The 14,274-nt window shown below is 42.3% G+C and carries 11 protein-coding genes; 1 reads left to right on the top strand and 10 read right to left on the bottom strand.

Translation table 11 applies throughout. The features are described from left to right. Window positions 1-16 precede the first annotated feature (16 nt). Complete coding sequence (locus A1QC_RS13260; protein WP_017026259.1) at window positions 17-1,798, top strand: BatD family protein; 1,782 nt, start codon at window positions 17-19, stop codon at window positions 1,796-1,798. Between the two features lie 106 nt (window positions 1,799-1,904). Here A1QC_RS13260 and A1QC_RS13265 read toward each other — a convergent pair whose 3' ends face one another. From A1QC_RS13265 to A1QC_RS13310, 10 genes are all read right to left on the bottom strand, one after another. Then, window positions 1,905-2,147, bottom strand: coding sequence for a hypothetical protein (locus tag A1QC_RS13265; RefSeq protein ID WP_017026260.1), 243 nt, complete (start codon window positions 2,145-2,147; stop codon window positions 1,905-1,907). Continuing rightward, the gene (locus A1QC_RS13270; protein WP_017026261.1) at window positions 2,144-2,914 is read right to left on the bottom strand and encodes a phosphatase PAP2 family protein; all 771 of its coding nucleotides are present in this window, start codon (window positions 2,912-2,914) and stop codon (window positions 2,144-2,146) included. Before A1QC_RS13270 ends, A1QC_RS13265 begins: the two co-directional genes overlap by 4 nt. A gap of 174 nt (window positions 2,915-3,088) precedes the next feature. Then, the gene (gene nirD / locus A1QC_RS13275) at window positions 3,089-3,415 is read right to left on the bottom strand and encodes a nitrite reductase small subunit NirD (RefSeq protein WP_017026262.1); all 327 of its coding nucleotides are present in this window, start codon (window positions 3,413-3,415) and stop codon (window positions 3,089-3,091) included. Window positions 3,416-3,418: 3 nt separating this feature from the next. After that, window positions 3,419-5,992: a nitrite reductase large subunit NirB gene (nirB, locus tag A1QC_RS13280; RefSeq protein ID WP_017026263.1), complete on the bottom strand. Its 2,574-nt coding sequence runs from the start codon at window positions 5,990-5,992 to the stop codon at window positions 3,419-3,421. Between the two features lie 10 nt (window positions 5,993-6,002). Then, entirely contained in the window at window positions 6,003-6,845 is an 843-nt protein-coding gene (locus A1QC_RS13285) for an ABC transporter ATP-binding protein (RefSeq protein WP_039836743.1), read from the bottom strand. Window positions 6,846-6,972: 127 nt separating this feature from the next. After that, window positions 6,973-7,995, bottom strand: coding sequence for an ABC transporter permease (locus A1QC_RS13290; RefSeq protein ID WP_017026265.1), 1,023 nt, complete (start codon window positions 7,993-7,995; stop codon window positions 6,973-6,975). Between the two features lie 53 nt (window positions 7,996-8,048). Beyond that, on the bottom strand, window positions 8,049-9,491 hold the full coding sequence (locus A1QC_RS13295; RefSeq protein WP_017026266.1) for a CmpA/NrtA family ABC transporter substrate-binding protein: 1,443 nt from the start codon (window positions 9,489-9,491) through the stop codon (window positions 8,049-8,051). Between the two features lie 314 nt (window positions 9,492-9,805). Then, complete coding sequence (locus A1QC_RS13300; protein WP_017026267.1) at window positions 9,806-10,438, bottom strand: ANTAR domain-containing response regulator; 633 nt, start codon at window positions 10,436-10,438, stop codon at window positions 9,806-9,808. A gap of 115 nt (window positions 10,439-10,553) precedes the next feature. Then, window positions 10,554-11,492 (bottom strand): uroporphyrinogen-III C-methyltransferase, encoded by a 939-nt coding sequence (gene cobA, locus A1QC_RS13305; protein WP_017026268.1) that lies wholly within the window; start codon window positions 11,490-11,492, stop codon window positions 10,554-10,556. A gap of 15 nt (window positions 11,493-11,507) precedes the next feature. Next, window positions 11,508-14,219, bottom strand: a complete 2,712-nt coding sequence (locus tag A1QC_RS13310; protein ID WP_017026269.1) for a nitrate reductase — start codon at window positions 14,217-14,219, stop codon at window positions 11,508-11,510. Window positions 14,220-14,274 lie beyond the last annotated feature (55 nt).

Consider the following 14,274-nt stretch of genomic DNA (forward strand, 5'->3'; position numbering starts at 1 on the left):
AATAATGGACCGTACAATGACTTCGATTTTCTCTAAAATCCGCTCATTCTTTATTCAAGGTAGCAAATTGACTCAAGGTCACCGTTTATTTCAACGTAATAAGATAAAGCCATTCGCTTTATTAGGCCTTTTAATCGCTACATTCAGTGTAAGCCAAATGAGCATGGCGGAAGACGTGGCGGTATCCGCTTCGGTTTCTAAAGCTCGCATTAGCACCAATGAAATATTCAACTTACAAATTGAATACATGGATGCGGCTCACCGTGAAGACTTTGATCCAAGCGTTCTTAAAAAAGACTTCACCACCGGGCAAGTCCAATACGGCAGCACCCGATCATTTGTAAATGGAAATTACTCGGTTCGCAATGAATGGAATATCTCGCTTTCAACCGATAAAACCGGTGAAGTTGTGATCCCAAGCTTTGACATTAATGGTTCAAAAACTGCGCCAATCACATTGCATGTATCAAAAGACCCAAGTAGCCCAACTCAAGATGATTTAATTGAGTTTCAAGATCACTTATCAAAAACCACGCTATACCCAAAAGAGATGGCGACCCTCACCTCGCGTTTATTGGTTAAAACCGATCCACGAGGTTTGCAAAACACCAAGCTTATCCCACCCTCAGGTGATGGTTTAACCATTGATCCTATTGGCCAACCTAATCAGTATCAAAAAGTGATTAACGGCGTTGAAACGACCGTTGTCGAACAAGATTATACTGTCACCGCCAATTCAGCTGGAAAGCATATATTAAACCCGCCTCGCTTAACCGCAACAGTCGTGAGCATTAGCCGAGCAACTGGCGCACGCCGTATTGTTCCGGTGAACGTACATTCAGGCCCAATCACTTTAAATGTAAAAGAAAAACCTGCGTCGTATCATGGCGTGTGGTTGCCAACTCAATCTCTTAAATTACAACAAGGTTGGCAGGATAGCGAAGGCAATATGGTTGATACTTCAACCGGCAGCATTGACGCTAAAGTTGGCCAGCCAATCACTCGAATTTTGGCCTTAGTAGTAAAAGATGTTAGCGCTGAAAGCCTGCCAGACATAAAAATTGATTATCCAAAATCGGTTCGTGTTTACGATGAAAAACCAAAATTTGGACAAGATAAATCCGGCAATACCGTTATGACGATCAAGCAAGTTATTCTACCAAAACAACCTGGTCGCATTGCTTTACCCTCCGTCAATGTGCCTTGGTGGAACTCGCAAACCAGCCAAGCAGAAACCGCTGAAGCGAAAGGATTAACACTCAACACTACCGTGGATGAAAACGCGCCTGTTCAAAGTGCTGCGCCAGCCATCAAACTCGACAACAAGGATGGAAACAGCGCAGTTAACACAACGCAAAGTGCGGCAAGTAATACCGCTACTTCCAATGCACCTTCTATACAAGCGGCTGGCTTTTGGCCTTATTTAACCGCATTGTTTGCTTTCTTATGGGCCTTAACCTTGTTATTACTGATTAAGCAAAAACAATCCAAAGTTCAACAAACTCAGGCCCCTAAAGTGCAACCAAATGCGGAAAGTAAAAGTTTAGTCGATGCCATCAAATCGAAAGATGGTGCGAGAATTCAAAGCGAATTCACGCAATGGCAAGCAAAATACCCGAATATTCCAGGTGAAATGAAGCTAGCCATTCAAGCAGAAATCAATGAATTGATGGCAAGTTTATATGGTGTCAATCAGCAGGATTACGATTGTGGTGAGCTATTAACTCTGATTAAAAAAGCAGAAAAAAACCATAAGAAACAGCCCAAAAATCAAGATGAGACCATCGCCAAATTATAACTAATATTGGTTTAAGCGTTTCATCCGACGCCCCATACAAGAACACCCGCAAGACTTCTCTTGTGGGTATTTTCTTTTACTCAAAACGAAAGGATTAGATAGACAACTAAATTCGATTCTTTAACCATATCATCAACTTCCACCCCACTCGCGTAGCTAGGGCAGACAGAAGAATAATGATTCCCAACAATGGCATAGTGATGTTTTGATATAACGGTTCTGCCCCTTCACACAACAAGCCAAATTGTTGGGCGCTTCCGCCATGATCCAAACAATCATCGGTACTGAAGAATGAAAATAAGCTGAAAAAGCTCACAATGAAAACCCCAGCTAAAAGTATCTTTATCATTTACTTCGTCTCATTTTTTCAACTATCAATACACTTAATAAGCTAATGACAGCAGCCAAACAAGTTGAGGCGAGAACATCTTGCGGCCAATGCATGCCCAACAACATTCTACTTCCCCCCATCAATATACCCCACGTTACAAGCAGAACATTCAAAACGGTTGCGCCTGAAAGTAAAAGATAATAACTGGCGGTTAATACTAAAGTAATGGCAAAAATAGTATGGCCGGATGGAAACGCATAGCCAACTTCACCAATCCAATGATCTTGAATCATCGGAGAAATGCTAATCGGTGGTGTCGTTTGATATGTATTGGAGCTTTCAGAGGTCTGATATTGCTGCAATGCTTGCGTAATTAACGCACTTCGCATGACTGGATCTTGTAAATAAAAGGACTCTAGATCTATCGGTGACTGCGTTTGAGTGGATAAAAACACCGCATTAGGTCTTGCTTCTTTAAAATACGATTTTAATTGATGGTTTAAGGTAAAACTAATGGTTACGCTCAATACCACGGCAAACACTAACCGAGTCCATATCAACTTAGGCACATAAATAAAGCTAATGGCGAGGAATGAAATCACACTCATAACAGCATAAGGCGCAGTGCCCGTTGAGGTTAAGAAGTAAAGAAGAGCGGCTGGAAGACTGGAAAGGTCAAGCCAAGGAAATACTTGTTGATGCTTAATCAGCAAATAGCTAGGAGTGGCTGCCAGTACAAGCCAGATGAAAACTAAAGCACAAAGCGTTTTCTTATTTAATGACACGGTGGCAGGTTCCCATTTAAAAATAATATGTATACGGATGAAATATTTAAGATAAGTATAGCGTAGACGGGAGGTTATGAGATAGCACCGTTAGATTCTAAATAAAAAGGCTTCATTCTGTTCAATCATCAGAATGAAGCCTTTCATTATCAGCTTAAGTTTATTATCGAATCATTAAGCTTGTTGTAACCACACTTGCTCATCTTCTACTCGTACTCGCCATGTTTTGACTTTTATATCAGGCGTTTCAACACAACTTCCAGATTTTAAATCAAAGTGCTGTTTATAGAGTGGTGACGCAACACAAGGTTGCCCTTTTACATCCCCTACAATGCCACGGCTTAGTACAAAGGCTTTGCCAATTGGATCCCAGTTATCAATCGCAAAGACTTGCTCTTGTTGGTTGGGTAAATAAAACAAAGCCACTTGTTGTCCTTCAACCAATGCACCGGTGCCTATATTTGCATCCAGTTGAGATAATTCACATACGTTATGCCACATAAGTTACGCCCCCATATCCACGGTTACTTTAATTTGGTTACTTTCTTGTTTATCTTCTTTTGGCTCTGCCGCAGCGTCAATCACCAAAGCTGGAATACGTTGCTCACGGATCCGTTGGTAAGTCATAGGAACGGGTAGTTCATCGCTATGCTGGTTAATGAATGGGCGGAATTTAGCGCGTTTAGCCGGATTCTCCACCGCCGATTTCCACTCACATTGATAAGTGTCTACCACGCTTTGCATTTGCGCTTCCAATGCTTGCCCTAAACCTAACGAGTCTTCGATCACGACTTGTTGTAAATATTCTAAACCGCCCTCTAAGCTTTCCATCCATACAGACGTACGTTGTAATTTATCCGCCGTTTTTACGTAGAACATTAACACGCGATCTATGTATTGAATCAATTGCTCTTTACTCAGATCAACGGCAAACAAATCAGCATGGCGAGGACGCATTCCACCGTTACCACACACGTATAAGTTCCAGCCATTTTCTGTCGCAATAATACCAATATCTTTACTTTGCGCTTCTGCACATTCACGCGTGCAACCCGATACTGCAAACTTGATCTTATGTGGCGAACGTAAGCCCTTATAGCGGTTTTCCAGCTCGATAGCTAAACCGATAGAGTCATCTACGCCATAACGACACCAAGTAGAGCCCACACAGGATTTAACGGTACGCAAAGATTTACCGTAAGCATGTCCAGTTTCAAAACCTGCTTGGATAAGCTCCTCCCAAATATCCGGTAGTTGACCCATTTGCGCACCAAATAAATCGACACGTTGACCACCGGTTATCTTGGTGTATAAGTCGTACTTTTTCGCCACTTCTCCAAGTGCAATCAGTTTATCTGGGGTGATTTCACCGCCGGGAATACGGGGCACCACTGAATAAGAACCATCTTTTTGCAAGTTCGCCATGAAAGCATCGTTGGAGTCTTGCAAGCTACGATGTTGCGGTTCAAAAATGTGTTCATTCCATAATGATGCAAAAATAGAGGCCGCTGTCGGCTTACAAAGATCGCACCCTAGCCCATGACCATGCTCGGCGACTAATGTCTCGAAATCCTTGATCTCTTCAACTTGGCACAAATGGAATAACTCTTGACGAGAATATTCAAAATGCTCACAGATATGGTTGTTAACTTCCATACCCATATTGGCAAGTTCGGTATCTAATACGGTTTTAACCATGTTGCTACAACCACCACAACCGCTTCCGGCTTTGGTGCACGATTTCAAAGAAGCTAAATCATGGCTTCCTGCATGAATAGCCGTGATTAAATCACCTTTAGTCACGTTATGGCATGAACAAATCAGCGCGGTATCGGCCACTTCACCTGACAGCATTGAAGTATCAAATAACAGATGCGCCGCATGATCAGGCAGTGGTGTTTTATTCAAATAACATTGGAGCAAAGCATCGTAATCGGTGTTATCACCCACGAGAATCGCCCCTAAGAGTTGATCGCCTTTTTCATTGACCACCAGCTTTTTATAACTGCCCGCAACAGTATCTTGTAATACCATTTCTTGCGCGCCTTGAGTCATCATTTGCGCATCACCAATAGAGGCAACATCAACACCTAGCAGTTTTAATTTGGTGCTCATATCAGCACCGGTAAAGGTTTGTGTTTTGCCTGCTTGTTCACCCAATAAACTCGAACATGCCACTCTCGCCATTTGGTAACCTGGTGCCACTAAGCCAAAGATTTTTTGCTCCCATAATGCACATTCACCAATCGCAAAAATATTAGGATCATTGGTTTGGCAAGCATCATTAATCACAATACCGCCACGCTCACCTACCGCTAAACCTGCTTGTTTGGCTAACGCATCTTGAGGGCGAATACCGGCAGAAAAAACCAATACATCCACTTCAATAAATTCACCATTTTTAAAGTTCAAACGGTGTTTAGCATTTTCACCATCACAGATGGAAGTGGTTGCAGTATCAAGGTGTACTTGTAAACCCAACTGTTTGATTTTATCTTCTAATACCCCACTTGCCCCTGCATCTAATTGCACTGGCATCAAGCGTGGAGCAAATTCAATCACATGAGTATCCACACCTAATAAACGTAAGGCATTGGCTGCTTCTAGCCCTAACAAACCACCGCCGATGACTGCGCCAGAACTGGCTGAATCACAAGCATTTCGGATTTCTGATAAGTCATCTAAAGTTCGATACACGAAGCAATTATCACGGTCATTACCTTCAATTGGCGGCACGAATGGATAAGAACCCGTTGATAACACCAATTTGTCGTACGCTAAAACATCTTCATCATCCATAACTAAACGCTGGTTTTGCGTATCTAACGTAGTCACTCGGCTGCCTAAAATTAAGCGTATGCCTTGTTGTTGGTACCAATCTTCACTGCTTAATAACAAATCTTGATTGGTTTGACCTGAAAATACCGACGATAAGTGGACACGATCATAAGCCACAAAACGCTCTTCACCAATTACGGTAATGTTGAATTGGTCAGTCGCGTTAGCTTCAACCAAACGCTCAACAAGATGATGACCAACCATACCGTTTCCGACGATCACTAAATTTAATTTTTTCATGGCACTATCCTTATGCGCGTTTAATGTCAGCAGCAAATGTCACGTTTGCTTTTTTTACTGAATCTGTCTTTTTTTCTGTTTGTGGGTGAACATGTTTTTCATATAAGAATTTCAATACCGCTTGGCGATAACCTTGGTATTTTGCATCATTAGCAAGTTCAACACGGTTTCTTGGGCGGTCTAGCTGAATATTCAACACTTCACCAATCGTGGCAGATGGGCCATTGGTCATCATGACGATCTTGTCTGATAGCAAGACTGCTTCATCAACATCGTGAGTAATCATAATGATGGTATTGCCTAAATCCGCTTGAATTTTCATTAATGAATCTTGCAAGTGAGCACGTGTTAATGCATCAAGCGCCCCAAAAGGTTCATCCATTAGCAATACTTTGGGTTGAAGTGCGAGTGCTCTTGCTATCCCGACTCGCTGCTTCATACCACCTGAAATTTCATCAGGCTTTTTATCTGCAGCATGTTGCATTTGAATGAGGGCAAGATAATGCTCAGTGCGCTCTTTTACCCAAGCTTTGTCTTTTCCTTTTGCTACTTGCTTTACTGCAAGCTCAACATTTTGGTAAACCGTTAACCAAGGTAATAAAGAGTGGTTTTGAAACACCACGGCACGCTCAGGCCCTGGACCATCAACTTCGCGGCTATCGACAATTACACCGCCATCCGTTGGCAAGGTTAAGCCTGCAACAAGGTTAAGTACCGTTGATTTCCCACAACCGGAGTGACCAATTAACGACACGAATTCGCCTTTTTTAATCGTAAGATCCACGCCTTTTAGTGCGATAAACTCCCCTTTAGGGGTCGGAAATCGCATTCCTAAACGAGTGAGCTCGACCATTGGGCGCTCATGTAATGGGTTTGCTTGCAGCGAGTCATCTTGTGCAAAACTTGTATCGGCGTCATTCGCCACTTTTTTAATTGCTTCCATGGTTGTCATATTCTTCTCCATCCTAAGATTGAATCGATTAACGTAATTCTTGTTTCTTGTCCCAAGACATTTTCTTTTGCAATTGCAACATGCCTTGGTCGAACAACAACCCGATAAAACCAATAACAATGACGGCGACCATGATTCTTCCTAGTGAATCTGAGCTGCCATTTTGAAATTCATCCCACACAAATTTTCCTAACCCTGGATTTTGCGCCAGCATTTCTGCGGCAATCAATACCATCCAAGCGATACCTATTGATAAACGTAAACCGGTAAAAATCATTGGAATCGCAGAAGGAAGAACGATGGTACGAACGTGTTTCCACCAAGATAAACGCAACACCTTACTCACGTTCAATAAGTCTTTATCCACGCTGTTCACGCCTACTGTGGTATTAATTAATGTTGGCCAAATGCAACATAAAGACACCGTCAGTAATGAGTTAACAAACGATTTAGGGAGCATAGGATCATCTGACACATAAGTGGCACTCACCACCATGGTAATGATTGGTAGCCATGCCAGCGGAGAAACAGGCTTAAGTAATTGAATAATTGGATTAAATGCTTTGTATAATCCTTGATTCAACCCTAGGATAATCCCCACTGGAATCGCGACAATAGTGGCTAATAAGAACCCAGCAGCCACCGTAAATAAGCTAGTGGCGATTTGGTCAAAAAAGGTCGCTTTACCTGTGTATGGGCGAATACGAACTTCCGCATTAGGATCTTTTGCCAACTTATCTTGGTTACGAACCTCTTGGCGCTCATAAAACGCTTCTTCTTTTTCTCGGCTAACAAAATGTTCTTTCACCAACCCACTAAATTGTTGCCCCGTTTCATACGGCCCCGGCAGAGTGCCTAATGAGGTTTGGACTTGTTTTGCTGCTAAGCTCCACATCAGTAAAAACACCACAATCCCAACCATAGGTATTAAGATTTTTTTAGCCGCAGAAATTGATCCTGATTGCGATGGAGAAGGTAATAACGAAAAAACGTTATTGCGCTTTTTAGATGAGGCGTTGGCCTTTGTACTAAGCAGTGCTGAATTCGACATAATACTTTCCTTATATCCGTAACTATCTGTATGAGGCTCTTGAGCGTATTAACTTAAAGAGAATCTTTGTCTTTCAATCCGATACTGAACTTTTCTAAGTACGCATTCGGCTGTTTTCCGTCGTAAACAATGTTATCGATAAAGTGTTTTTGCGGGCCTCTGAAACCGTCAGTACTATTGAGTTCTGGGAAGTCGGCTGCTTTTAAGGTTCCATCATCAATTAATGATTGAGCCGCAACTTTGTAAATATCTGGACGGTAGACTTGCTTAGCGATATCCATATACCAAGAGTCCGGCTTGTATTGCGGTATTTGCCCCCAACGACGCATTTGTGTCAGTGTCCAAATCGCATCACTGTAATATGGGTAGGTTGCGTTATGGCGGAAGAACACATTGAAATCAGGCACATCACGTTTATCCCCTTTTTCATACTCAAACGTGCCTGTCATCGAGTTGGCAAGAACGTTCTTATCAGCGCCAACATATTCACTACGAGCTAAAATACTGACGGCTTCTTTACGGTTTTTGTTGTTTTCTTCATCTAACCAATACGCTGCGCGGATCATCGCTCTAACTACACGTAAGTGGGTATTTGGATTTTTTTCTGCCCAGCTTTTCGAGACGCCGAACACTTTCTCTGGGTTGTTTTGCCAAATTTCGTAATCGGTCACCACTGGTACACCAATTCCTTTAATCACCGCTTGTTGGTTCCAAGGTTCACCTACGCAATACCCATGAATCGTTCCGGCTTCCATCGTAGCGGGCATTTGTGGTGGTGGAGTAACACTAAGTAATACATCCGCCTGAGCCGTACCGCTGTTATCGCCTTTTTCTGGTGCATAAAAGCCAGGGTTAATGCCACCAGCCGCTAACCAATAACGTAATTCATAGTTATGAGTTGAAACCGGGAACACCATGCCCATTTTGAAAGGCTTACCTTCCGCGTTATATTGTTGAATAACAGGTTTTAGGGCGTCGGCTTTAATTGGATGTTCAATTTTTCCATCTGACGTTTTCGCCAATTGAGGTTTCATTTTGTCCCATACATCATTTGAAACCGTAATCGCATTACCATTCAAATCCATGCTAAAGGCAGTAATGATGTCGGCTTTAGTGCCAATGCCAATCGTTGCACCAAGTGGTTGCCCTGCTAACATATGAGCGCCATCTAATTCGCCATCGATCACTCGGTCTAACAATACTTTCCAGTTTGCTTGAGATTCTAAGGTGACGTATAAACCTTCATCTTCGAAGTAGCGCTTTTCATAAGCCACAGCCAGCGGAGCCATATCCGTTAATTTAATAAAGCCAAAAGTAAGATCTTCTTTTTCTGCTTCGCCGATGGTGATTTTATTATCAGTCGCAGCATGAGAACTAACGCTAAACACAGCCGCGAGACTCAAAACGAATAACGATTGTTTCGCCCCCATTTTAGATACGTTGTGGGCAAAGGCTTTTACACGCTGTCTCTTGCTATTCACTACCACTTTATTCATGTATGACTCCATGTCTTTCAGCATAAATTCCAAAAAAAAGCGCCATCGATCCTAGGACCGATAGCGCCATTGCTATTCTTTATCTTCTGTTCGATGTTCTCACCGCCATTGATGAGTCAATCGATATTCAATCTGGTTATCACTTTCAAAACCTATCGTCGGTTTAGTGAATATCTACAGTGATTTGTTTTATAAGTAATCCAATTTCCGTGCCAGTTTTTATATTTCTTTATTTTCATGCGCTTAGATAAAAGTTGAATCTGTCTCGCAATCTTTTGAATGGTTATGGTGCACGCTTGCACCGCTTTCACTCGTTATACCGATAAATTTTCAAACGTAGCAATAACATTTTTTGCCACTTGCCCAATGGTTTGACTGTTTTTCATCGCGGCACTGCGCAAGGCTTGGTAGGCCTGTTGCTCATCCAAATTCTGTATTTTCATCAATAAGCCTTTCGCTTGCTCTACCCATTTTCTATCGTCGAGTTTTTGATTTAGTTGCACGATGGTTTTATCTAATGCTTGGCTTCTTTTTCTCAATTGTTGGGCGTACTCAATCCAACCTTGTAATGGGACATCAGACTGGGATGGTAATAAAGCATAGCCAAGGCTATCAGGTAATCGAGTGGCATCATCGACGTTAAGTTCTTGAGTTAACACGAGAAGTGGATTTTGTTTTTGTTCGATAAAATCAATCCCCCAAATCAGATCAGCGCAAGGCTTATACCATGACAACACGACGCTTGAGTCAGGTTGTTGGTGTAATCGTTCCGGTAATTGATGTAATGAACATGCGGTAATGTCATCAAAATCTTGAGCAAGTTGCGCGCATAACGCCACTTGTGTTTCGGTATTGTCACAACAAACTATCAAAGGAATTTGCTTTGATAGTTTGCTTGATTGTGACACTTTGAACGAATTTTTAGGGCGTTCTAAAGACTGAGTCATAGATTTGCATCCTTGCAAAAACAACATAATCTTTATTAAGCAGCAACTAACATGCCGTGGATGGTAATTTTTCCTTTAAAAACAACAAAATACCTCTAAAGTGGTAGTTTTACCTCTATTGATACAAGCTGAGTTCTTCAATCCACTCAACATTCAATTTCTCGCGAAGTGAGACAACCTCACCAACGACAATTAATGCTGGTGTTAACCCTTTTAATTTGGTTGATAAATGACAAAGTTCTGAAAGTTGTTCTATATGTACTTGCTGTTTTTTACTGCAACCATTACCAATAATGGCGATTGGTGTGTGCTTTGATAAACCAGAGTGAAGCAAACCCGCCTGAATTTTTTCCGCTTGCTCAAGCCCCATATAAAAGACTAACGTTTGACCCGTCGAAACCAAACCTGACCATGAGTCAAACGCGCCATCCATAACATGCCCAGTCACTAAAGTTACACTGCGAGAAAGCCCACGGTGAGTTAAAGGCATTTTAGCTGATGCCGCACAACCTATGGCTGCGGTAATGCCGGGGATCACATCATAAGGGATTTGTTGTGCAATTAAGGCTAAGGCTTCTTCACCACCACGTCCGAAAATAAACGGGTCGCCACCTTTTAATCTCAGCACTTGCTTACCTAACTTGGCTTGTTCAATTAAAATGTCATTTATTTCATCTTGCTTCAAACTCGGCTGACCACAGCGTTTACCTACATAGATTTGCTCACAATGATCGGGAATAAGGTTCAAAATGTCTTGGCCAACTAAGCGGTCAAACACCACCACTTCGGCTTGAAGAATCGCTTTATAGGCTTTTACGGTAAGTAAATCCGGATCATTAGGACCTGCGCCAACCAATAACACCTTTCCGGTTTTCTTGGCGCTTCTCTTTTTATCTCCAACCTTTATGTTCATCGACTTATCGACATCATTCGATGATTGATAATTGAAATACCCATTCTTTGCTTCTTTATTCCTAACCCCTTTGGTGCCGACTTCCTGCATAACTTTTTCAATTGGGGTTGTTTGTACTCGGCTTAATTTATCTGCTCTCATGACACATTCCTTGTGTTATTTCACTGCCATCACTTCGATGGTTTGTTCATTCAAATATCGTTTTACTTCTGGTAAGCATGAACCACAATTCTTACCGCAATTCAGTGTATTTTGCAGTTCACGCAAAGACATATTTGGGGCTTTTTCTAATTGCTCAACAATATCCGATTCCGTGACACGGTAACAACTACACACCAACTTATTGGCCTTTCCATCGGTACTGTTTAAGACAGAAAGCAGATTGGCAATATTTAAAGGCTGCTTAATAAAAGGAATAACCGCATCGGCTTGTAAGACGACTGGTGATGAGCTCACTGAAATCATAGCGACAATCTTGCTATCAATAATGGCAAGCAAGGTCCAAGATTTAAGATGATCCAATGTGAGTACTTGGCTATTGGGAAATTGCTTTTGTATTAATTCTTTTATTTCATTCTTGCTAAAACATTCAAAATCAGCAAAACGCCACACACCTTGGTTTTGCTCTGAAGTCGAACGTGTTTGCGTGAATTCTACGTGCTGTAAGCTCATGTATTGCCAACGCTGCGCCGACAGATCAATACCAAGTGCTAATCCATAACTGCCAATTTCTGCTGCTTGAATTTCAACATATTGTGATTTAAACGCAGGCTGACCAGAATAAGGGTCAACTAAGCCAAGCATGCTTTTATTAACGCGATTATTACCACCAAAAACACCGGCCCAATGCATCGACATAAACGCTTGTTGATGGCTCAACCCTTCATCAAATGCCAATCTTGCTTTGACGTTTTCTTTGGTTTGTGGGTGAGTCACATCCACAATGACATTGGCTTTAAGCTTGGCTTGTTCTGCTGCTAATGGGTGTAAATACAACGTAGGCTCTACTTCGCTGGCCGCTAAATGGCTGATGTGACCGGTACGAGTCATGGTATGCCATTGATCGCGTTGGCGACCACTATTGAGCCACCATTGTTGATTCTCACTGATTTGAATTGGGTTAGCTTGGTTTGAATCAATTGGTTTTATTGACGATGCTTCACAAGCCACAACTAAGTTCGCTTTACCATTGTGTGTTGGAAACGCAACAGTTTCGGTGTGCTTATCTTTTAATACGTGACGTCCATTGAGTGGCCATGCTTTTGGTTGCCAAGCTCGATAAGCAGAATCTGACAGGCTTTTTAACTCTGAAATATCCAGCTGAAGCGAGGTATTCTTATTGATTTCTGTCATTGCTGCGTATTCTCTAAATACATCCATTTCAGAATGAAACTCAAACCCTGAAGGTACGCCCATTTTTTCACATAATGACTTGCCCACTTGTGATAGCATCCACCAATCGGCTTTAGCTTCGCCCGGTGGTTGAATGAATTGACGTTGACGAGTCATGCAGCGCTCAGAATTGGTCACCATGCCTTGCTTCTCACCCCAACCTGCAGCAGGCAATAATATATCGGCATAATAAGCAGTATCCGTTTGGGCAGTAATGTCAGACACCACCACACAATCACATGTTTGTAAGGCCTTACGTATTTGCTCTGAATTGGGCATCGAAACGGCAGGGTTCGTCGCGATTACCCATAAGAATTTAATCTCACCTTGTTCAACCGCGTTAAATAAATCAACGGCCTTTAAGCCCGGTTGGGTTGCGATATTTGGTGCATTCCAAAACTGTGCAACTTGCTGCACTGAATCCGGGTCAAAGCCACGGTGTACCGCCAGTTGATTGGCTAATCCACCAACTTCACGCCCTCCCATCGCGTTCGGCTGTCCTGTTATTGAAAATGGACCCGAACCTTCTTTCGCGATTTTCCCAGTCAGCAAATGCGCGTTAATGATTGCATTGGCTTTATCCGTCCCTGATTGAGATTGGTTTACGCCTTGGCAAAATAAAGAAATGACATTCTCAGAAGAAGCAAACCATTGGAAGAACGTGCGAAGCAAGGTGGCATTGATGGTTAACGCTTCACTGACGGCTTGCAATTCATAATGCGGTTTGGCGATTTCTTTACATAAAGCATCAAAATCATTGGTGTATTTAGCGATAAAGTCAGTATCGATTGAACCAGTATCCAACAAATAGCGTAATAGACCATTAAACAAGAGTACGTCACCGTCGTTTTCAAGCTGTAAATGCAAATCCGCTTGTTCTGCCGTGACGGTTTTACGTGGGTCAATAACCACTAATTTCAGGTTTGGATTAGCTTCGCGAGCTTGTTGAATTCGGCGAAACACAATCGGATGAGTCCATGCGGTATTCGCACCAACAATGACAATAAGGTCGGCAAAGTTGAGGTCATCATAGTCAACTGGAACGAGATCTTCACCAAAAGCACGGACATGAGCAGCAACGGCAGAAGACATACATAAACGTGAGTTAGTATCAATATTTGAACTGCCTACAAACCCTTTCATTAGCTTGTTAGCGACGTAGTAATCCTCCGTTAATAGCTGCCCTGAAACATACATACCAACGGCCTGTGGGCCATGTTCCTTAATGGTGGAATACATTTTGTCGCTGATGGCATCAATGGTGCTTTGCCAATCCATTTGTTGTCCATTAACGCGTGGGTAAAGTAAGCGTGATGGCATGTTTAAACTTTCTGCTAAAGCAGAGCCTTTCACACACAACGCACCGCCATTAGCCGGGTGAGCGTTATCCCCAACTATATCGCCATTTGTTTTCACTTCAACACCACAACCCACGCCACAATATGGGCAGGCAGACTTTATGCATTCCTTCGCCATGTCTCTCATCCTTTTATCTTCAGAAAAAAAAATACCTCCCATGCTTTGATCACTC

Origin of the sequence: Vibrio rumoiensis 1S-45 (assembly GCF_000286955.2) — a bacterium.
Classification (GTDB): Bacteria; Pseudomonadota; Gammaproteobacteria; order Enterobacterales; family Vibrionaceae; genus Vibrio; species Vibrio rumoiensis_A.